Origin of the sequence: Pantoea sp. sgz302252 (assembly GCF_047713085.1) — a bacterium.
Classification (GTDB): domain Bacteria; phylum Pseudomonadota; class Gammaproteobacteria; order Enterobacterales; family Enterobacteriaceae; genus Scandinavium.
Map to the genome: position 1 here is coordinate 133,359 of NZ_JBLFJW010000001.1, position 19,909 is coordinate 153,267.

General features: G+C 53.3%; 20 protein-coding genes. 8 read left to right on the forward strand and 12 right to left on the reverse strand.

The annotated features are described in order from the left end of the window. Positions 1–150 precede the first annotated feature (150 nt). The 3 genes from lapB to pgpB form a co-directional block, all read right to left on the reverse strand. Positions 151–1,320: a lipopolysaccharide assembly protein LapB gene (gene lapB, locus ACLW56_RS00645; RefSeq protein WP_330981887.1), complete on the reverse strand. Its 1,170-nt coding sequence runs from the start codon at positions 1,318–1,320 to the stop codon at positions 151–153. A 6-nt stretch (positions 1,321–1,326) separates the two neighbouring features. After that, entirely contained in the window at positions 1,327–1,635 is a 309-nt protein-coding gene (locus tag ACLW56_RS00650; protein ID WP_330981888.1) for a LapA family protein, read from the reverse strand. A 151-nt stretch (positions 1,636–1,786) separates the two neighbouring features. Further along, the gene (pgpB, locus tag ACLW56_RS00655) at positions 1,787–2,551 is read right to left on the reverse strand and encodes a phosphatidylglycerophosphatase B (protein WP_330981889.1); all 765 of its coding nucleotides are present in this window, start codon (positions 2,549–2,551) and stop codon (positions 1,787–1,789) included. A gap of 179 nt (positions 2,552–2,730) precedes the next feature. Between pgpB and ribA the strand changes: the two genes are divergently transcribed. Continuing rightward, entirely contained in the window at positions 2,731–3,321 is a 591-nt protein-coding gene (gene ribA, locus ACLW56_RS00660; protein ID WP_330981890.1) for a GTP cyclohydrolase II, read from the forward strand. Between the two features lie 97 nt (positions 3,322–3,418). Here ribA and acnA read toward each other — a convergent pair whose 3' ends face one another. The 5 genes from acnA to cysB all read right to left on the reverse strand — a co-directional run bounded on the left by acnA (position 3,419) and on the right by cysB (position 8,120). Beyond that, entirely contained in the window at positions 3,419–6,094 is a 2,676-nt protein-coding gene (gene acnA, locus ACLW56_RS00665; protein WP_330981891.1) for an aconitate hydratase AcnA, read from the reverse strand. A gap of 171 nt (positions 6,095–6,265) precedes the next feature. Then, positions 6,266–6,364 carry a small membrane protein YmiC gene (ymiC, locus tag ACLW56_RS00670; protein ID WP_330981892.1) on the reverse strand — a complete coding sequence of 33 codons (99 nt, stop codon included), beginning with the start codon at positions 6,362–6,364 and terminating at the stop codon, positions 6,266–6,268. Between the two features lie 125 nt (positions 6,365–6,489). Then, on the reverse strand, positions 6,490–6,657 hold the full coding sequence (locus ACLW56_RS00675; RefSeq protein ID WP_330981893.1) for a hypothetical protein: 168 nt from the start codon (positions 6,655–6,657) through the stop codon (positions 6,490–6,492). A 2-nt stretch (positions 6,658–6,659) separates the two neighbouring features. After that, on the reverse strand, positions 6,660–6,800 hold the full coding sequence (locus ACLW56_RS00680) for a YmiA family putative membrane protein (protein WP_330981894.1): 141 nt from the start codon (positions 6,798–6,800) through the stop codon (positions 6,660–6,662). A gap of 345 nt (positions 6,801–7,145) precedes the next feature. Continuing rightward, positions 7,146–8,120: an HTH-type transcriptional regulator CysB gene (gene cysB, locus ACLW56_RS00685; protein WP_154157846.1), complete on the reverse strand. Its 975-nt coding sequence runs from the start codon at positions 8,118–8,120 to the stop codon at positions 7,146–7,148. 352 nt (positions 8,121–8,472) lie between these two features. Between cysB and ACLW56_RS00690 the strand changes: the two genes are divergently transcribed. Continuing rightward, a complete protein-coding gene (locus tag ACLW56_RS00690; protein ID WP_330982107.1) occupies positions 8,473–8,610 on the forward strand; it encodes a hypothetical protein in 138 nt (45 codons plus the stop codon). A 13-nt stretch (positions 8,611–8,623) separates the two neighbouring features. Here the strand turns inward: ACLW56_RS00690 and topA are convergent, their stop codons facing one another. After that, the gene (gene topA / locus ACLW56_RS00695) at positions 8,624–11,227 is read right to left on the reverse strand and encodes a type I DNA topoisomerase (RefSeq protein ID WP_330981895.1); all 2,604 of its coding nucleotides are present in this window, start codon (positions 11,225–11,227) and stop codon (positions 8,624–8,626) included. A gap of 424 nt (positions 11,228–11,651) precedes the next feature. Between topA and ACLW56_RS00700 the strand changes: the two genes are divergently transcribed. After that, on the forward strand, positions 11,652–11,903 hold the full coding sequence (locus ACLW56_RS00700; RefSeq protein WP_330981896.1) for a YciN family protein: 252 nt from the start codon (positions 11,652–11,654) through the stop codon (positions 11,901–11,903). A 42-nt stretch (positions 11,904–11,945) separates the two neighbouring features. Here the strand turns inward: ACLW56_RS00700 and sohB are convergent, their stop codons facing one another. Next, a complete protein-coding gene (gene sohB, locus ACLW56_RS00705; protein WP_330981897.1) occupies positions 11,946–12,992 on the reverse strand; it encodes a protease SohB in 1,047 nt (348 codons plus the stop codon). Between the two features lie 264 nt (positions 12,993–13,256). Here sohB and ACLW56_RS00710 point away from each other — a divergent pair, with 264 nt between their 5' ends. From ACLW56_RS00710 to ACLW56_RS00730, 5 genes are all read left to right on the forward strand, one after another. Next, complete coding sequence (locus ACLW56_RS00710; RefSeq protein WP_330981898.1) at positions 13,257–14,015, forward strand: YciK family oxidoreductase; 759 nt, start codon at positions 13,257–13,259, stop codon at positions 14,013–14,015. Next, on the forward strand, positions 14,012–14,602 hold the full coding sequence (cobO, locus tag ACLW56_RS00715) for a cob(I)yrinic acid a,c-diamide adenosyltransferase (protein WP_330981899.1): 591 nt from the start codon (positions 14,012–14,014) through the stop codon (positions 14,600–14,602). Before ACLW56_RS00710 ends, cobO begins: the two co-directional genes overlap by 4 nt. Positions 14,603–14,769: 167 nt before the next feature. After that, positions 14,770–16,080 carry a 6-phospho-beta-glucosidase gene (locus ACLW56_RS00720; RefSeq protein WP_330981900.1) on the forward strand — a complete coding sequence of 437 codons (1,311 nt, stop codon included), beginning with the start codon at positions 14,770–14,772 and terminating at the stop codon, positions 16,078–16,080. 27 nt (positions 16,081–16,107) lie between these two features. Beyond that, the gene (locus tag ACLW56_RS00725) at positions 16,108–17,376 is read left to right on the forward strand and encodes a PTS sugar transporter subunit IIC (protein WP_330981901.1); all 1,269 of its coding nucleotides are present in this window, start codon (positions 16,108–16,110) and stop codon (positions 17,374–17,376) included. A gap of 79 nt (positions 17,377–17,455) precedes the next feature. Continuing rightward, on the forward strand, positions 17,456–18,184 hold the full coding sequence (locus ACLW56_RS00730) for a GntR family transcriptional regulator (RefSeq protein WP_330981902.1): 729 nt from the start codon (positions 17,456–17,458) through the stop codon (positions 18,182–18,184). A 43-nt stretch (positions 18,185–18,227) separates the two neighbouring features. On the opposite strand, the gene rluB is transcribed toward ACLW56_RS00730, so the two are convergent. Continuing rightward, positions 18,228–19,130, reverse strand: a complete 903-nt coding sequence (gene rluB, locus ACLW56_RS00735; RefSeq protein ID WP_330981903.1) for a 23S rRNA pseudouridine(2605) synthase RluB — start codon at positions 19,128–19,130, stop codon at positions 18,228–18,230. Between the two features lie 272 nt (positions 19,131–19,402). Then, positions 19,403–19,903, reverse strand: coding sequence for an anti-virulence regulator CigR family protein (locus ACLW56_RS00740; RefSeq protein WP_330981904.1), 501 nt, complete (start codon positions 19,901–19,903; stop codon positions 19,403–19,405). Positions 19,904–19,909: the final 6 nt, after the last annotated feature.

Consider the following 19,909-nt stretch of genomic DNA (forward strand, 5'->3'; position numbering starts at 1 on the left):
GTCCCTCCGGGAACCAACTCCCGGAGTTTCCCCTAATTCATTGGCTTAAGTGAACGGCATTACCTGCCAGACAAAGGGTTGCACGGTGCCGACTTTGGATCTTGATAGAAATAATAAGTATGTTGTAACTAATGAAGGTGTTTTTAAAAATTACTGGCCGTCTAAGCCGCGGATCGGTTTTACAGTGGACCAGGCACGACAGGACGGGCAGTGCCAGTAGAGGGTGTAAGCCGTGAAGCCGCATTTCTGGCAGCGATAGCGGGGTTTGCTGCGCACCTGCTCGCCAACCATGTCACGAAGCACCATCAGGCTCTCTTTCGCGCGCCCTTCTTCCGCTTCATTCAGGTGATAATCCATCAACTTGTGGAACACGCGCATGGTGGGGTGACGTTGCAACTGGCGGGTTACGTAGGTTTGCGCAGTGTCTACGCCTTCGCGCTGTTCCATGATTTGTGCCAGCATCAGTTCTGCCGTGGCACCGGTATTTTCTTCTACCGCACGCCGCAGGAAATGTTCCCACTCAGCGTCTTTACCCAACTGCTGATAGCAGGTTTGCAGCATGTCGAGCGTTTCGCTGACGAGTTCTCTGTCCTGATCGATAACGCGCTGGAGGGATTCAACGGCTTTGGCGTAATCACCTTTTGCCATCCACACTCGCCCCATCATGATGGAGATGCGTGCGCTGTTGCGGTCTGCGGCGGCACCTTTTTTCAGCAGCGTCATGGCTTTTTCCATGTCGTCATTGCCCATTTGCTGCAGTGCCAGCTCGCACCAGAAATGCGCAATTTCAGGTCGGTGCTTTTCTTTGCCCAGTTTTACCAGACGTTCAGCGGTGTCGATAGCCTTTTGCCAGTCGCTGGTAGCCTGATAAATTTGCAGCAACTGTTGCAGCGCGCCGATACGGAAATCCGTCTCGTCAACCAACTGGCTGAACATATCTTCCGCGCGGTCATACAGACCTGCGGCCATATAATCTCGGCCCAACTGCTGAACGGCCAACAAACGCTGATCGTAGGTTAACGAAGCACTTTCCATCAGCGTCTGGTGAATACGGATAGCACGGTCAACTTCACCGCGTGAGCGGAAAAGGTTACCGAGAGTCAGGTGAGCTTCAACGGTACCGGTATCCTCTTTCAGCATGTCGAGGAACAGGTCTACTGCTTTGTCTTGTTGATTGCTCAGCAGGAAGTTAACGCCCGCGACATAATCGCGGGACAGACGGTTAGCATCGTCCTGTTTGGACTGTTGTGCACTTCTGCGGCCCATGTACCAGCCATACGCGGCGGCGACAGGCAAAAGCAGAAACAACAACTCCAGCATAGAGAATTATTCCTTCACCGCCGGAACGACCGGCGCAGTCGGGACAGGGGTCGCCGGGGCAATTTGTTGCTCAAGACGTTTGATTTTGCGTTCTGCGCGCAGCAATGAAACACGGGTACGCAACCAGAACAGGCCACACACCAGCCAGCCGATAGCAAAACCGGCTGCAAAAAGAACCGCTAACAACGTAGAGATACGGAACTCGCCCTGCGCCAGCAGATAGTTGAACGTCACCTGTTGATCGTTTTGCGCGCCCAGGGTGACCGAGATGACGAAAATCGCCAGCACCAATAAGAAAATGAGTAAATATTTCACATGACTTCCCGTTATGTGGTTTATGTGAATAAAGACTGTTCAATCTGCCGCATCCAGCCCTATAAAGTACCATCTTCGCCGCAAAGGCGAAACTGGCAAGCGTGCTGCACAAGGTCGATTTATGGGCAAAACGACTCAAAATCAACCGCGGCTACTCTTCGGACTCTCGCTTTCGGATTTCCCTTGCTTCTTCTGCTGGCGGCATCAGTGGCCCACAGAATTTTTGTGCAAGCCAGGTGGCGAACGTGACCAACAGCCCGGAGATAAGCGTCGCCATCACTAAATCACGCGGCCAGTGCATCCCCAACACTAATCGACTGCCCATGACGGCTATCGCCCAAACCAGTAGCACAGCGATGGTTACCGTTCTGCGACGAGGCCATAACAGCCCGACAGCTAACAACGCCCAGCTCGCAGCAAACATAGTGTGGCCTGACGGGAACGCAAAGCCCGTTTCTACCTGCCAGTGATGACGCAAAAACTCAGGCAAATCCTTCCGGTTTTCAAGCTGCTTCTGCACCAGTTGCGCACGCTCGTTGCGTTTTAAAGTGTAGAACTCCTCCACCGGCATCTGCTGCGTTTTTTCAAGCCAGATAACGTAAGGACGTGGTTCCTGCACCCGGTCTTTAATCCAGGACTTCAGGCCCTGTCCAAGCAAAATGGCCCCGGCAAGAATGACAAACAGCACCACGGCGGCCCGCAGGCGAAAACGCAGGCACCACAAAAACCAGGCACAAAGAATGACGTGAGTAATAATGCCCCAGGGTTGCGTCACGGTTTCCGTTACCCAATAGAGTACTTTGAGCCACCAGCTATGATTACCTGGCTGCCAGTGCCAGCCGGAAATCCATACCGCGACAGGCATCACAAGCAAAAGCGCCGTGCCGACGGCCGTGCGTTTGGCGATAGACAGCATCACATCTCCTTTTTCCTTAAACATCACAATCATAACTGAAAATCGTCTCGTCGGTGAAGGATGCCGAATTGTGCGCTTAAACAGCAGATAGCGGTCAGCCATTAGGTGAAGCTTGCGCGTTGTGGCAAAATGAGCGCAAACAGAAGGCACTTGCATGCCGATATAATCTGGAGAATCACATGCAGCTTAAACGTGTGGCAGAAGCCAAACTGCCAACCCCCTGGGGCGATTTCCTGATGGTGGGTTTTGAAGAACTGGCAACCGGTCAGGATCATGTCGCGCTGGTGTTCGGTGATATCGCAGGTCAAACGCCTGTGCTGGCTCGTGTTCACTCTGAATGCCTGACAGGCGATGCACTGTTCAGCCTGCGCTGTGACTGTGGTTTCCAGCTTGAAGCGGCGCTGACCCACATTGCGGAAGAAGGCCGTGGCGTGCTGCTTTATCATCGCCAGGAAGGTCGCAACATCGGCCTGCTGAATAAAATCCGTGCTTATGCGTTGCAGGATCAAGGCTACGACACCGTCGAAGCGAACCACCAGTTGGGTTTTGCCGCCGACGAACGAGACTTCACGCTCTGCGCCGACATGTTCAAACTGCTGGGAGTTGATGAAGTCCGTCTGCTGACCAATAACCCGAAAAAGGTCGAGATTTTGTCTGAAGCGGGGATCAACATCGTTGAGCGCGTGCCGCTGATCGTAGGTCGTAACCCGAAAAACGCACATTATCTTGATACCAAAGCCGCTAAGATGGGCCACCTTCTCGGTAACTGATGTTCTGGCGGTATCTCTGGTACCGCCGGTATTTGTCATTATTTCGTTATCTTCTTTTTGATGCAGGCCGGATAAGCACCATCCGGCCTTTCAGGGTTTACCGCAGCATATTACGGATCACATAGTGCAGGATCCCGTCATTCTGGTAGTAAGTCAGCTCAGTCGCCGTATCAATACGGCAGCGACAGTCAATAACCTCTTTTTTGCCGTCGGCACGCGTCAGGGTAACCGGAACCGTCGCGCCTGGTTTGAGACTTTGCAGGTCGGCAATATCAATCTGCTCTTCCCCTGTCAGCGCCAGAGTCTTACGGGTAACGCCCTGTGGGAACTCCAGTGGCAAAATTCCCATCCCGATTAAGTTCGAACGGTGAATGCGTTCAAAAGATTCGGAAATGACGACCCGCACGCCCAGCAGACGTGGGCCTTTCGCCGCCCAGTCACGGCTGGAGCCAGAGCCATATTCTTTCCCGGCGATGACCGCCAACGGAGTGCCCTGCTCTTTGTAACGCATAGCGGCATCGTAAATCGAGATAACTTCAGTTCCCGGCAGATGGCGCGTCATGCCACCTTCCACACCCGGCACCATCTCATTACGAATACGGATGTTGGCAAAGGTCCCGCGCATCATCACTTCGTGGTTGCCGCGTCGTGATCCGTAGGAGTTGAAATCACGACGTTCGACACCGTGATTTTGCAGGTAGCGGCCCGCCGGGCTGTCCGGTTTGATATTGCCCGCTGGTGAAATGTGGTCCGTGGTGACCGAATCGCCCAGCATAGCGAGAATTCTCGCTCCGTGAATATCTTCCACCGGATCCGGCTGTACGCCCATTTCATCGAAGAACGGCGACAAACGGATATAGGTAGAATCATGCTGCCAGCCATAGGTATCCGAACGTTCGACCTTGATTTCTTTCCACTCCGGTGTGCCTTCAAAGACTTCGGCATACTCTTTGTGGAACATTTCAGTCGAGACCTCTTCCACCGCCCGGGCAATTTCCGCGCCGCTCGGCCAGATGTCTTTCAGGTACACCGGATCGCCTTTTTGGTCCTGCCCCAGCGGATCGCTCATCAGGTTAATATTCATGTTGCCCGCCAGCGCATAGGCCACCACCAGCGGCGGTGAAGCCAGCCAGTTGGTTTTGACCAGCGGATGAATACGCCCTTCAAAGTTTCGGTTGCCCGAAAGCACGGCGCCGACGGTCAGGTCGCCTTTTTTAATCGCTGTTTCAATCGGGTCCGGTAACGGGCCGGAGTTACCAATACAAGTGGTGCAGCCATAGCCCACCAGATTGAAACCCAGCTCATCCAGATACGGCGTCAATTTGGCGTGAGCCAGGTAGTCCGAAACGACTTTCGATCCCGGCGCAAGTGAGGCTTTGACCCAGGGCTGACGTTGCAGCCCAAGCTTAACGGCTTTCTTCGCCAGCAGGCCTGCCGCCATCAGCACGCTTGGGTTGGACGTGTTGGTACAGGAGGTGATCGCGGCAATAACAACCGCCCCGTCCGGTAACTGATATTGATGCCCGTTCAGGGTATAGTCCACCGGCTGACGATCTTTTTGCGCGGTGTTGAGTTCCAGCGCTGAGCTTTGAGCAAACGCCCTGGGCACATCGCCCAGCGCGACTCTGTCCTGCGGACGTTTCGGGCCAGCGAGGCTTGCCTCAACATCAGCCATATCCAGTTCCAGCGTGCTGGTAAAGACAGGCTCATCCCCGGTATTACGCCACATGCCCTGTGCTTTGGCATAGGCTTCCACCAGTTCAATCTGCTCTTCACTGCGGCCGCTCAGACGCATATAGTCCAGCGTCACCCCGTCAATCGGGAAGAAGCCGCAGGTTGCACCGTATTCCGGAGACATGTTGGCTATAGTCGCTCGGTCAGCCAGCGGTAAAGAGTCCAGACCATCACCGTAGAATTCAACGAATTTACCGACCACACCGTGCTTACGCAGCATCTGCGTGACAGTTAACACCAGGTCAGTCGCGGTGATGCCTTCACGTAATTTTCCGGTCAGTTTGAAACCGACGACATCGGGGATCAGCATGGAAACAGGCTGGCCGAGCATGGCGGCCTCTGCTTCAATCCCGCCCACGCCCCAGCCCAGGACGCCCAGGCCGTTGATCATCGTGGTGTGGGAATCGGTGCCGACCAGCGTATCCGGATACGCCACCCATTCACCGTTTTGTTCTTCGCTCCAGACGGCTTTGCCGAGGTATTCAAGGTTCACCTGATGGCAAATACCGGTGCCCGGCGGCACAACGCTGAAGCGGCTGAAAGCCTGTTGCCCCCAGCGCAGGAAGACGTAACGTTCGTGGTTACGTTCCATTTCGAGGCGCACGTTTTCGCCGAACGCTTCATCATCGCCGAAGTGATCGACGGTCACGGAATGGTCAATGACCAGGTCTACAGGGGAAAGCGGATTCACTTTAGCGGTATCGCCGCCGAGACGTTTAACCGCCTCTCGCATCGCCGCCAAATCGACGACAGCGGGCACACCGGTAAAATCCTGCATCAATACACGGGCGGGACGGTAGGCAATTTCACGGTCGGCATGGGCGTTTTTGAGCCACCCGGCCAGGGCATGGATATCTTCTTCGGTGACGGAATCACCGTCTTGCCAGCGCAGCAGGTTTTCAAGCAGCACCTTCAGTGATTTTGGCAGGCGGGTAATATCACCGAGGGTTTTGGCGGCCAGCGGCAGGCTGTAGTAGTGGTACGTTTTTGCTTTGGCCTGCAGTGTATCCTTACTGGCTTCTCGTAGGGTTGACGACATAGCTCCTCCTTAATGACCGGGATTGCGAAGCCCTGACTCTCCTCAGGGTCTGTCTTTAAAGATAACACACGATCTACGTAACGTTTTGATAACAACCCGAAATGCTAAATGCTGAAGAAACTTTACCTGCGGAAATGAAAAACCCGGCGTGTTAGCCGGGTTTTTAGAAGATTAGTGAGTCAGCATCCAGACCAGCTGACACCAGAACACGATTGAGAGTGAAAACGCCCCCATCCATGACCAGTATTTCATGCTACGATTTGCATTCATTATTAAATACCCATAGTTATTCATTTTTAATGCCTTTTCAGGCAATGGCGTTATTGCTGTGGTGTATTTATTAACGAGTACATAAAAATAACAGCAAAAGAGTAAAGCGATTTCAGGTGGAATAATTAGCGTTTTTTATCTTCGTCGTCGGCAAAGGAATCAATAAAAGCCTGTTGCTGAGACGTCAGCTTCCAGCTCACCGGAACGGTCACTGGCCCTTTTTTACGCGTCTGTGGTTTGTCATTTGACTGACACACTGGCTTGACTGACACACCCTGACCAGAAACAACCATTTTTAACCCCAATATTTCCAGATGAGCAGGGCAACAACGCCCCAAAACACAGCGGAGCCCAGGAAAACCGCGAACCAGGCTTTGCGCTTCAGCTCAGCATCCCGCTGCGGTACTTCACGTCCTGATGGCATTGCTAACCTCATACTATCGGTACCACTTATTGTTATTGCACCAACCAATCGGTACAAGTAATCGTCATTGAGATAAATCCTAATTAAAAAACAGGCAAAAATCCAGCGATTTTACGAATCGCCAGCATGTGAATCTTGAATCTTTGACGCAAAATAAATATTGAGTCACAGAAATTTGCGTAGCGGCAAAATAGTTTCTACTTTGTTACCGTTTGACGCGGCTTTATCTGGTTTTCGATTTTTTAGAAAAGGATGACTGGGAGGGATTAAATGCAAATGAGGGCGATTTTAATTTACGTTAAGTGTTCTCTTTCACAATATCCCCGTCGCCGGGGATATCAATAATGACTGAAGGTATTATTTCTCAGGTAATTTAATGTCTTTGAACATCGCTTCAATATCTTCATTCGAGCGCAAGGCGACCGCAGTATCTACCACATCACGGGTCAAGTGCGGGGCAAAGCGTTGAATAAAATCATACATATAACTGCGCAGGAAGGTGCTGCGACGGAAACCAATTTTGGTGGTGCTGTGGCTGAAGATGTCTTTGGCTTCCAGCTTCACCAAATCCGGATCGGACACAGGATCAACGGCCATGCTGGCTATCACCCCTACTCCCAACCCCAAACGAACGTAGGTTTTAATCACATCGGCATCTGTCGCGGTAAAGACAATGCGCGGGGTTAATCCTGCGCGGTTAAACGCAGTATCCAGTTCGGAACGCCCAGTAAAGCCGAAGGTATAGGTCACCAGCGGGTACTGCGCCAGTTCTTCAATGGTCACAGACCCTTTCCCGGCCAGCGGGTGATCTGGCGTGACCACAATCGAACGGTTCCAGTGATAGCAAGGCAGCATCACCAGGTCGTCGTACAGATGCAGCGCTTCGGTCGCAATCGCAAAGTCGGCATTGCCTTTAGAAACCGCCTCAGCAATCTGTGTTGGCGAACCCTGATGCATATGCAGTGACACGCGAGGATAACGTTCGATGAAGCCTTTAATCACGCCAGGAAGTGCGTACCGCGCCTGTGTGTGCGTGGTTGCGACATACAGCGACCCTTTGTCCGGCCAGGTGTGTTCGCCTGCCACTGACTTAATGGCTTCGACTTTTGACAGCACTTCACGCGCAATGCGGATGATCTCCTGCCCGGCTGGTGTCACCTGGGTCAGATGCTTCCCGCTACGAGCGAAGATTTGAATGCCCAGCTCGTCCTCCAGCATACGAACTTGTTTACTGATGCCCGGCTGCGAGGTGTAAAGCCCTTCGGCGGTCGAGGAGACGTTAAGGTTATGGTTCACAACCTCAACGATATAACGGAGTTGCTGTAGTTTCATGACCGGTATCCGCATGCGTAAAGGCCGTGATGCCTAATACGATTTGATAATAAGAAAGTGGTTAACTATAACCACTATATCATTTATACCGGATGTGTATAGATGTGAATAAAAAATAATAACGCAGGAATAAAAAGGGCCGCAACGCGGCCCTGAGACTGATGACAAACCTCTAACGAATGAAGTTTTGTCATGGGTGGCAGAACAAAAAATAAGGAAAATCAATTCATTGATTTTCGGCAGCTCACCACAAAGAAGGAAAAACCACGCTTTTTCCTTCTTTGTCAGCAATCTGAGGGCCGCAACGCGGCCCTGAGACTGATGACAAACCTCTAACGAATACAGTTTTGTCATGAATGAACGAACAAAAAACAAGGAAAATCAATTTATTGATTTTCGGCTGCTCACCACAAAGAAGGAAAAACCACGCTTTTTCCTTCTTTGTCTGCAATCTAAGGGCCGCAATGCGGCCCTTAGCGGTGTTTCCTAATGCTCAGAAAGGCTTATTTCTTCGCCACTTCCTGCCATTTTCCGTCGATAAAGAAGGCAGACCAGCCGCTGGCTTTACCGTCTTCTTTCTCGGAAGCCACGTACTGCTGCTTCGTTTTACGGCTGAAACGCACCATCGTTTTGTTGCCCTGTGGATCTTCCTGTGGAGCATCCGCCATATAGCGTAATTTCTCCGGCAGACGATCGCGGAAGCGGAACAGTTCTTCCACCAGCGGCGCACGAGTTTCACGTGATTTCGGGAAGGTGTTGGCAGCCAGGAATACGCCTGCAGCACCATCACGCAGAACGAAGTAGGCGTCAGATTTTTCGCAAGGCAGTTCTGGCAGCGGAACCGGATCTTCTTTTGGCGGAGCCACTTCACCGTTACGCAGGATCTTACGCGTGTTCTTGCAGTCGTCGTTGGTACAAGCCATGTACTTACCGAAGCGCCCCATTTTCAGGTGCATTTCAGAACCACATTTCTCACACTCAACAATCGGGCCGTCGTAACCCTTAATGCGGAACTCACCCTCTTCGATTTCGTAGCCATCGCAGGTCGGGTTGTTACCACAGACGTGCAATTTACGCTTCGGATCGATCAGGTAGCTGTCCATCGCCGTGCCGCATTTCGCGCAACGACGTTTGGCACGCAGGGCGTTGGTTTCAGCGTCATCGCCTTCCAGCACGTTCAGTACTTCGTTTTCCGGCACCAGGTTGATGGTAGTTTTGCAGCGCTCTTTTGGTGGCAGTGCATAACCAGAACATCCCAGGAACACGCCGGTACTGGCGGTACGAATTCCCATTTTGCGTCCGCAAGTTGGGCAATCGATGCTGGTCAGGATCATCGAGTTCGGCTTCATGCCGCCCTCTTCTGGATCTTTTTCCGCCGCTTCAAGATGACGGGTGAAGTCACCGAAGAAGTCGTTCAGAACGTGTTTCCACTCAGCCTGATGGTTGGCGACCTGGTCAAGGCTGCTTTCCATCTGCGCGGTGAAGTCATAGTTCATCAGCTCGCGGAAGTTTTCTTCCAGACGGTCGGTAACAATCTCACCCATCTTCTCGGCGTAGAAACGGCGGTTTTCAACGCGCACATAACCACGATCCTGAATGGTCGAGATGATTGACGCATAGGTCGACGGACGGCCAATACCGCGTTTTTCGAGTTCTTTAACCAGTGAAGCTTCACTGAAGCGTGCAGGCGGTTTGGTGAAGTGTTGTGCAGGCAACAATTCAACCAGAGACAGCGCATCGCCTTTCTGTACCGCTGGCAGCGTTCTGTCTTCGTCGCCTTTACGCAGCGCAGGCATCACTTTGGTCCAGCCGTCGAAACGCAGCGTACGACCACGGGCTTTCAGTTTGAAATCACCGGCGCCAACGGTCAGCGTGGTGGAATCGTACTGCGCCGGTGTCATCTGACAGGCCACAAACTGACGCCAGATAAGCTGATACAGTTTCTGCGCATCAGCTTCCATGTCTTTCAGCGATTCAGCAAGCACGGCAACGTCAGAAGGACGAATCGCTTCGTGCGCTTCCTGTGAGTTTTCTTTGCTGGCGTACTGATTCGGGTTTTCCGGCAGGTATTTCTTGCCAAAATTATCCCCGATGTAGCCGCGAACCATGTTCACCGCATCCTGACTCAGGTTGGTGGAGTCAGTACGCATATAGGTGATGTGACCTGCTTCATACAGACGCTGGGCCATCATCATGGTTTTCTTCACACCGTAACCGAGACGAGTACTTGCCGCCTGCTGCAGCGTAGAGGTAATGAAAGGAGCACTCGGCTTGCTGCTGGTCGGCTTATCTTCACGCTCAAGCACACTGTAGCGTGCTTTTTCAAGCAAGCTCACCGCCGCCATGGTCTCTTCGCGAGTCACCGGACGGAAAGGTTTGTCGTGATGATGGCTCACTTCAAGCGGCAGCGCGTCACCGGCAGGCGTGGTGGTGTTAGCGTCAATTTCCCAGAATTCTTCCGGAACAAACGCTTTAATCTCACGCTCGCGTTCCACAACCAGGCGCACAGCCACTGACTGTACGCGGCCTGCAGAAAGCCCACGGGCAATTTTCTTCCACAGCAGCGGAGACACCATGTAACCCACAACGCGGTCTACGAAACGGCGCGCCTGCTGAGCGTTCACACGGTCAATATTCAGTTCGCCCGGCTTGTCAAACGCCTGACGAATCGCATTCTTGGTAATTTCGTTAAACACCACGCGGCTGTAGCGTGAGTCATCACCACCGATCACTTCCCGCAGGTGCCATGCAATGGCTTCCCCTTCGCGGTCAAGGTCGGTTGCGAGATAGATGTGGTCGGCTTTTTCTGCCAACTGTTTGAGCTCTGAAACGACCTTTTCTTTACCTGGCAGCACTTCGTACTGCGCTTCCCAGTCATGCCATGGATCAACGCCCATGCGGTTAACCAGCGCACCGCGTTCATCCTTTTTCGGCTTTTTCGCCGTTTTGGTGGAGGCAGAGTCAGCGCTCTTTTTGGTTGCTGAGCCACTGGTCGGCAAATCACGGATATGACCGACGCTGGATTTCACCACGTAGTCATTACCCAAATACTTATTGATCGTTTTGGCTTTTGCCGGGGACTCAACGATAACGAGAGCTTTACCCATATTCACCTTTACCTAATTTGATTCTTCCAGGAATACACACCTGTCCAGAAGGAGGCCGTGCATATCTCGCGCTTGAATTCACCTTCCATTGGTAACGAACCTGATGTAATGGCGGCGTCAATGGAGTTCAACCCCTTCTCTGTGTCGACCCCAGAAGTCGCTCGCAGAGGATTGAGTTTGCTGGTCAATTCCAACCAGGTGATATAGCACGAAGAATTTTCGGTCGAATGTCAAGCAAATCTGTTGCCAGATTGCAGAAAGCGCACACTGTACCTGATAAAATTCGTTACGCAACTTTATTAGCACGCAAATGCCAATCCCGCCAGCGGGCGCGCCATTGGCATGTCCTTGTGTTTCACAGGGAAAATTTGCCCGTTGCGCGTACCGGGCGTAGACTAGCGCCACTGTTTTAAAGGAGTCTGATATGCAAGAAACATCCCAACCTATCGATCGTCACTCTCTGCTGGTAGAAGCCAACCGCCTTATTCGCGAACACGATGACACGCTGAAAGGCATCGAAGCGACGGGTGTGGAGCAACGCAATGGCGTGCTGGTCTTTAGTGGTGAGTATTATCTTGATGAGCAAGGTTTGCCAACAGCCAAGAGCACCGCAGTATTCAACATGTTCAAATATCTCGCACACCAGCTCTCAGAAAAATATCACCTGATTGACTAAAAAAAGAGCGAGGGTCATTCCTCGCTCTTTTTTATCGCCGTTCTACATCATCGGTTTTTGCCCACGCTGCCACCAGCGCATCAGCAAATGGTCCGCACTCTCTGCGGCGCTGCCGGTAAAACGGTCGACCAGTTTTTTACGTTGCAGATAGCGCACGTTAAGCACATCGCGGCCCTCCATCAGGCTTAACAGCAGATCGTCGCTGGTGCCAATCTCATCAACCAGCCCTTTCTCCAGCGCCTGACTGCCGTACCAGTGTTCACCCGTCGCCACCGAGTCAATATCCAGTTGCGGACGCATCTGGTGGACAAAATCTTTGAACAGCAGGTGTGTTTCGTTCAGATCTTCGCGGAATTTCTGCCGCCCTTCTTCGGTATTCTCGCCTAACAGCGTCAGCGTACGTTTGTACTGGCCAGCGGTGTGAAGCTCGATGTCGATGTCTTTGTTTTTCAGGAAGCGGTTAAAGTTCGGGATCTGCGCCACCACGCCAATCGAACCGATAATCGCAAACGGCGCAGAGACGATTTTATCGCCCACACACGCCATCATATACCCGCCGCTGGCCGCGACTTTGTCGACAGCAATCGTAATGGGCACCTGTTTGTCACGCAGGCGTTGCAGCTGCGATGCCGCCAGACCATAGCCATGCACCACACCGCCAGGACTTTCCAGACGAACAACCACCTGATCCTGCGGCTTGATGACGGCGAGCACTGCAGTCACCTCTTCGCGCAGAGAGGCGACTTCATGCGCATCCATACTGCCCTTAAAATCCAGCACCCACACGCGCGGTTTATCATCGGATTCGCTCACGCCTTTCTTCGCGTTGGCTTTCGCGGTTTTCGCCTCAAGCTTATGCTTTTTCTTTTGCGCTTTGAGCCAGAGCTTCTGCTGTGGGCCGTCCAACAGCGCCACGCTCATGTCTTCCTGCATCTCTTTATACTGGTCACTCAGATTGGTGATCCGCAGCTCTCCACGCTGCTTTTTGCGTTGGGTAAGATTCACGATAAGTGTGGCAATCACCGCTATCGCGACTACAACCGTGGCGATTTTCGCCAAAAACAACCCATATTGAGAAAGTAGTTCCACGCTTCCACCTTGAAAAAGAATCACTCGGTTATCGCGCACAGTGTACAACAGCCATTTCAGTGCGTCTTGCGCCGGAATTGTACGCTGCGTACTGGCTTCCTGTTTTTTTGCGCGTCAATGAAATGATTGCAAAATGTTAATTCTGAACAGCCTTTCCGCCTGGCTGATTGTAATGGCCGGGGATTTAAGGCATAAAGCCCAAAAAGAGAATTCACAGAACAAGAACAGTCACGTAGCTCGCGGTAGAGCTACAGGAGAACGCCCGTGCATTATCAACCGCAACGCGATTTACTGCAAAATCGTATCATTCTTGTGACAGGTGCCAGCGATGGCATTGGTCGCGAAGCCGCCCTGACCTACGCTCGCTATGGCGCAAGCGTCGTGCTTCTGGGCCGTAACGAAGACAAGCTGCGCAGTGTCGCACAACAGATTCAACAGGAAGGCGGCATTCCCGCACAGTGGTTTACCCTGGATTTATTGACCTGCACGCCGGATGAGTGCCAACAGCTGGCGCAGAAAATCGGCATACATTATCCTCGCCTGGATGGTGTGTTACACAACGCAGGTCTGCTCGGCGATGTGGTGCCGATGGACCAGCAAAATCCCGCCGTGTGGCAGGATGTTATGCAGGTCAACGTCAACGGCACTTTTATGCTGACTCAGGCACTCCTTCCTTTATTACTCAAAGCAGATGGTGGCTCGCTGGTGTTCACCTCTTCAAGCGTAGGCCAACAAGGCCGTGCGAATTGGGGAGCCTATGCGGTGTCGAAATTTGCCACTGAAGGCATGATGCAGGTGCTTGCTGAAGAGTATCAGGGTCGCCTGCGGGTGAACTGCATCAACCCAGGTGGCACGCGTACCGGAATGCGAGCCAGCGCGTTTCCGACCGAAGATCCGCAAAAACTGAAAACCCCAGCCGACATTATGCCACTTTATTTATGGCTGATGGGCGACGACAGCCGTCGCAAAACCGGCACCACGTTCGATGCCCAACCGGGCCGTAAACCAGGAATTGCACAATGAGTGACGATCGCCATCGCGAACGCCAGCAGCGTCTGAAAGAAAAAGTGGATGCTCGTATCGAAGAAGCACAGGACGAACGAGGTATCATTCTGGTGCTAACCGGTAATGGCAAAGGGAAAACAACCGCGGCTTTCGGCACCGCAACACGCGCCGTCGGACACGGAAAAAAAGTGGGCGTCATCCAGTTCATCAAAGGTGATTGGCCAAACGGGGAACGTAATTTACTCGAACCTCATGGCGTCGAGTTTCAGGTGATGGCTACGGGTTTTACCTGGAACACTCAGGATAAAGCGGGTGATACCGCCGCCTGCTTGAAAGTATGGCAACACGCGAAGCGAATGATGGCTGACGAGCAACTGGATCTGGTGGTTCTCGATGAGCTGACTTATATGGTGGCCTATGATTATCTGCCACTGGAAGAAGTGCTGACGGCGTTACGAAATCGCCCTCACCAGCAAACGGTCATTATTACCGGTCGCGGCTGTCATCGTGAGATTCTGGATATGGCGGATACGGTCAGCGAGTTACGCCCCGTGAAGCACGCTTTTGACTCCGGGATCAAGGCGCAAATCGGTATCGATTACTGAGTCTTTCTGGGCTTTCACCTACCGAAAGCCCGCAGCCCAATCTTTGCACTCCCTCCCACTTTTCAAAAATCCCTGCTCTTACCAGGGGTTCTGCTGTTGATCGCTCTCACAACTGTGCTAATTTCGTCCAAAACTGGCATACGCCAGTTATCAAAGGAGTGAAAAAGATGCGCACGTTAAAAGTGGTCACCCTCGGCGGCGGCTCGGGCTATACCCCTGAACTGATTGACGGTTTTATCCGCCGTCATGCGGAGCTGCCGGTCAGTGAGTTTTGGCTGGTGGACATTGAGTCAGGCAAAGAAAAGCTCGAGATTGTAGGGGCGCTGGCGCAGCGAATGGTCAAAAAATCCGGGATCGCCATGCGCGTTCACCTCACCACCGATCTGGACAGCGCGCTGGAAGGCGCTGATTTTGTCACCACCCAGATCCGCGTCGGGCAACTGGCCGCCCGCATTCAGGATGAGAAAATCCCTTTGCGTTACGGTGTGCTGGGCCAGGAAACCACCGGCCCCGGCGGGTTTATGAAAGCCCAGCGCACCATTCCGGTGCTGTTAGATTTGTGCCGAAAAATGGAACAGCGCTGCCCACAGGCTTGGCTCATTAACTTCACCAATCCCGCAGGTATTGTAACCGAAGCGCTGTCCCGCTACAGCCCGGTGAAATCTCTCGGCATTTGCAGCGGCGCTAACAGCATGATACGGGATATCGCTCAGGCCTATGGCGTCGCGCGCGACGACGTTTCCGCCCGAGTCATGGGGCTCAACCACCTGATTTTTGCTGATCGGATCAGCGTCAAAGGGCGCGACTGCACCGCTGATTTTATTGAAAAACTGGCCCAGGGCACGGGCACCAACCGGCTGAAAAACATCCCCGATATTGGTCTGCCGCCTGATTTCATCCGCGCCCTGCAGCTTTATCCCCTCTCATACCTGAAATATTACTACCTGAACCGGGAGATGGTTGAGCACGAACTCGAGGCGCTGGAGCAAACCGGTACGCGCGGCGAACAGTCGCTGGCGATCGAAAAGTCGCTCTTTGAGCTGTACCGTAACCCTGACCTGTGTGACAAGCCGCCGGAACTCGCCGCCCGCGGCGGGGCGCTTTACTCCGACACCGCCTGCTCCATCATCAGTTCGCTCTACAACAACAAGCGAGAAATTCACGTCGTTAATGTTCCCAACCAGGGCACAACGCCTGATCTGGCACCTCACGCGGTGATTGAAACCAACGCCGTGATCGACGCCAGCGGCGCTCATCCATTGGCCTACGGCCCGCTGCATGCGGCGGTAAAGGGGCTGATTCAGAGCGTAAAAGCCTTCGAAGAACTGACCGTTGAAGCCGCCATCAGCGGCGATAAACGCATCGCGCTGCTGGCGTTAGCCTCTCACCCGCTGGTGCCTTCCGTGGCCGTGGCCGGGCAGATCCTCGACGACTATCTGGCCGCCAATCATGGCTATCTGCCGCAGTACGGGCTGTAACTCACCGTATGAGGACAGGACGTGACTATGAACAATTTTCTGGAAAATCATCTGGTTCCGCTGCTGATGAAAATTGGCAACAACGTGATCCTCGTGGCCGTGCGCAACGGAATCGCCTTTACTCTGCCGTTTATCATCACGGGCAGCGTGTTTCTGATCGTCGCCAACCTGCCGATCCCCGGCTGGAGCGAATGGCTGGGCGCGTATGCGCAGCTGTTGAGTGTTCCCGTGCAGGCAACTTTTGGCGCCATTGGCCTGATTGCCGCGCTGGGCATCAGCTACAACCTTGCCCACCAGTACGAGCTCGACGGGCTAAGCTGCGCCTGCATCACCGTTGTGGTTTTTCTGCTTGCCCAGCTTGATGAGCATTATCAGATAAACGTCAGCCATTTCGGCGCGTCGGGGCTGTTTTCCGCCATTATTCTGTCGGTGTTTACGGTCTACACCGTGCGCTTTTTTATCCGCCACAATCTGTACATTCGGATGCCCGAAGGCGTGCCGCCCGCGGTTTTACAGTCTTTCGTAAGTCTGGTTCCGGCCTGTGTCTGTCTGGCGGCTATCTGGGTGGTGAGAGTCTTGCTGAACTTCGATATCAACGCCTTCTTCACCCTGCTGTTCAGCCCGCTGGTGATCGGCCTGGATACGCTGCCAGGGATGCTGCTGTTGGTGGGACTCATCTCACTGCTCTGGTGCTGCGGGATCCACGGGACCAACGTTTTATCCGGCATTACCAGTCCGATATTCCTCAAGTTCATTGCCGAAAACACCGAGGCGTTTCTGGCCCACCAGCCCATTCCCCACATCAGTGCCGAAGGGTTTTACACCATTTTCATCTGCTCTGGCGGCTCAGGGGCCACCATGGGGTTAGTGCTGGCGATGCTGGTGTCGAAAAGCCGCTACTACCGCTCGCTGGGCCGCGTCTCGATTGGCCCGGCGCTGTTCTGCATCAACGAGCCGGTGATTTTTGGCGTGCCGATGGTACTGAACCCGCTGATGATGCTGCCGCTTATCGTCACCCCGCTGATGCTCTGCACCTGTTCGTGGCTGCTGATGACGTTCGGCATCATAGCCCGGCCGGTGTTTCAGGTTCCCTGGACAATGCCGCCGGTGTTCAATGCCTATTTCGCCACCGGCGGCAATCTGCCCGCCGCGATCTGGTCTGGCTGCATGGTTGTGGTGTCAGCCCTCGTCTATTTTCCTTTCTTCCGGCTGATGGAGCGAAAGCAGCTGCTGCAGGAACAGCAGGAAACGCAGGAAACGCAGGCCAGTTCAGCCCCGTTAAGTGAGCCACATTAAATTTCAGGGCGTGGAAACACGCCCCTTCTGACCGGCGATGGTACACTGCCCCCCTTGTTCCCCCACTGAAAGCCGTGTCATGGTCGCCCGTTACATCGAGATAAAGAACAGCATTAAAGACGATATTTTGTGCAAACGTTATCAGCCCGGTGACAAAATCCCTTCAGAACGCGAGCTGATGCTGATCCACGGCGTCTCCAGGGTGACCCTGCAAAAATCGATGCACCTGCTGGAGCAGGAAGGCTTTATCGAGCGCATTCATGGCAAAGGGATGTTTGTCACGCGAGAACTGGAGGAAGGCGTTTATCTGCTCAATAACGGCTCTGGTGACTCCATCCTCGGCTTCTCCCGCGAATTCGATCAACAGGCCACCATCACCAGCCAGCTGATCGCCCATCAGCGGCTGCCCGCCAGCCCGGAGATCGCCCGAAAACTGGAAACCGTCGCCGGGCAGGAGGTGCATTTCATTCGCCGTGTGCGCCTGATAGACACCCTTCCGGTTCTGGTAGAAGACTCGTGGATTAACGCCGCGGTGATCGCAGACATCCCTGCCGACGTACTGGCCAAAGGCTCGCTATATGCTTACGTTGAAACCTGCACCGGCAAGAAGATAAAATTCTACAATTCGGTTATCGAGGGGAGTCTGTTTTCCGAGGAGCTGGCGGCACTGCTGGGGATAGCACCGGGGCTGCCGATGCTGAAGGTCTCGGGCGTCACCCGGCTCGAGGACGGAACCGCCTTTAACTATTCGTTCAGCTACAACCGGGCAGATAAATTCAAAATCAAAAATAACTGGGTCGGAAAATAAAAAAGGCACCTGCAAAAGGTGCCTTGATTTTTCACTGCCGAAATTAAGAGCCGCTGCCGTTGTTCCGGCTGCTGGAGCGACGTGCGCCCCCGCTGCGAGCGGGCTTGCCGCTGACCTGGGTGTGACGTTTCACCGCGCGGCGGATCTGATTGGCCTTCATGCGACGGCGATCTTTCTCTACCGCAACTTTGGATTCGGTTTCTGGCTTCAGCTCTACCAGCTCGCGCAGGTAGTTAGTTTGCGCCAGATCCAGTTCGGTATAACCGCCGCGAGGCAGGCCTTTTGGCAGCAGAATATCGCCGTAACGTACGCGAATCAGGCGGCTCACCTGCACGCCTACCGCTTCCCACAGACGGCGAACTTCACGGTTGCGCCCTTCTGTCAGCGTGACGTTATACCACTGGTTAATCCCTTCACCGCCGGTGAACTTGATGGTTTTGAAGGCCGCCGGGCCATCTTCAAGCTGCACGCCGCGTGACAGCTGACGCACTTTGTTGTCATCAATTTCACCGAACACGCGTACCGCGTACTCGCGCTCAACTTCGCGGCTTGGGTGCATCAGGCGGTTAGCCAGTTCACCATCAGTGGTGAACAGCAGCAGACCGCAGGTATTCACATCCAGACGGCCAACGGCAATCCAGCGTGCGCCACGCAGTTTTGGCAGACGGTCAAAGACCGTCGGACGCCCTTCCGGATCGCTGCGAGTACACAGTTCACCTTCCGGTTTGTAATAGGCCAGTACGCGGCAAATCTGCTCAACGGACTCCTTAACGGAGATTAAATGCCCATCAATACGGATTTTCAAACCTGGGGTAACTTCGACACGATCGCCTAACGTTGCGATTTTACCGTCAACGCTTACGCGGCCTGCCTGGATCATGGTTTCGATTTCACGGCGGGAGCCGTGGCCGGCACGGGCCAGCACTTTCTGTAATTTCTCGCTCATCGAGCTTCCTTAAGGTGTCGCCTTCCCAGGCGTCGACTGGATACTAACTCTATATAAATCAATGCGTTAGCACATTTTAATGAAAGCCATTATACGCGATGTTCACCGCGATGTAACCTACTTTGTTCGCAATGACTCTCCTCTCCTAAAACGTAGTCACTGAGTGAATTATAAGCAATACAAAAGGGAGCGCTGGCGCTCCCTCGGGGGAAAATAATCTGTTAAAACAGCGCTTAGTTAAGCAGATTATCAACCGACACGCCGTCTCAAACTTAGTTAAACACGCCGTTGATGATAGACGTCACAATCGCCGTACTCAGCGCCACAAGCACAAGATCGTCACCAATTGCACGCCATTCATAACCCGGATAGTACGGTAATTGGTTCAGCATCGAAGCCGGAACAACTTTCTTCGCGATACCTGGAGGCAGTGGCTTCCCGCGCGCGAGATTTTTCGCAATGCCCGGCGGCAAAGACTTGTAACCTGTTAAGCCTAAATTCACTGCCATTCGACGGGCATCATTGAAGCTGATGTCGGAATCCACATGATCTGGCTTGCCGTAATTCTTACGACCACCATGGTTATCACTCGAGTTCCCTTTTCCATTGTCGCTCTTATCGTTTTTGTTGCCGCTATTACCGTGGTTTGCGCTATTGCCGTTGTTACCATGATTGCCATTACCGTTGCCGGGGTTTGCAATGGCAGTGCCTGACAGCAATGCCAGCGAAAGCACGGTGACCACAGCGGTAACGCTTTTGCTTTGCTTCAACATAATCGT

Excerpts from the sequence above, each read along its gene's own strand:
- lapB (WP_330981887.1), bottom strand. The coding sequence starts at position 1,320 with ATGCTGGAGTTGTTGTTTCTGCTTTTGCCTGTCGCCGCCGCGTATGGC.
- pgpB (WP_330981889.1), bottom strand. The coding sequence starts at position 2,551 with ATGCTGTCTATCGCCAAACGCACGGCCGTCGGCACGGCGCTTTTGCTT.
- ribA (WP_330981890.1), top strand. The coding sequence starts at position 2,731 with ATGCAGCTTAAACGTGTGGCAGAAGCCAAACTGCCAACCCCCTGGGGC.
- acnA (WP_330981891.1), bottom strand. The coding sequence starts at position 6,094 with ATGTCGTCAACCCTACGAGAAGCCAGTAAGGATACACTGCAGGCCAAA.
- ymiC (WP_330981892.1), bottom strand. The coding sequence starts at position 6,364 with ATGAATGCAAATCGTAGCATGAAATACTGGTCATGGATGGGGGCGTTT.
- ACLW56_RS00675 (WP_330981893.1), bottom strand. The coding sequence starts at position 6,657 with ATGGTTGTTTCTGGTCAGGGTGTGTCAGTCAAGCCAGTGTGTCAGTCA.
- ACLW56_RS00680 (WP_330981894.1), bottom strand. The coding sequence starts at position 6,800 with ATGAGGTTAGCAATGCCATCAGGACGTGAAGTACCGCAGCGGGATGCT.
- cysB (WP_154157846.1), bottom strand. The coding sequence starts at position 8,120 with ATGAAACTACAGCAACTCCGTTATATCGTTGAGGTTGTGAACCATAAC.
- ACLW56_RS00690 (WP_330982107.1), top strand. The coding sequence starts at position 8,473 with ATGAATGAACGAACAAAAAACAAGGAAAATCAATTTATTGATTTTCGG.
- topA (WP_330981895.1), bottom strand. The coding sequence starts at position 11,227 with ATGGGTAAAGCTCTCGTTATCGTTGAGTCCCCGGCAAAAGCCAAAACG.
- ACLW56_RS00700 (WP_330981896.1), top strand. The coding sequence starts at position 11,652 with ATGCAAGAAACATCCCAACCTATCGATCGTCACTCTCTGCTGGTAGAA.
- cobO (WP_330981899.1), top strand. The coding sequence starts at position 14,012 with ATGAGTGACGATCGCCATCGCGAACGCCAGCAGCGTCTGAAAGAAAAA.
- ACLW56_RS00720 (WP_330981900.1), top strand. The coding sequence starts at position 14,770 with ATGCGCACGTTAAAAGTGGTCACCCTCGGCGGCGGCTCGGGCTATACC.
- ACLW56_RS00725 (WP_330981901.1), top strand. The coding sequence starts at position 16,108 with ATGAACAATTTTCTGGAAAATCATCTGGTTCCGCTGCTGATGAAAATT.
- ACLW56_RS00730 (WP_330981902.1), top strand. The coding sequence starts at position 17,456 with ATGGTCGCCCGTTACATCGAGATAAAGAACAGCATTAAAGACGATATT.
- rluB (WP_330981903.1), bottom strand. The coding sequence starts at position 19,130 with ATGAGCGAGAAATTACAGAAAGTGCTGGCCCGTGCCGGCCACGGCTCC.
- ACLW56_RS00740 (WP_330981904.1), bottom strand. The coding sequence starts at position 19,903 with ATGTTGAAGCAAAGCAAAAGCGTTACCGCTGTGGTCACCGTGCTTTCG.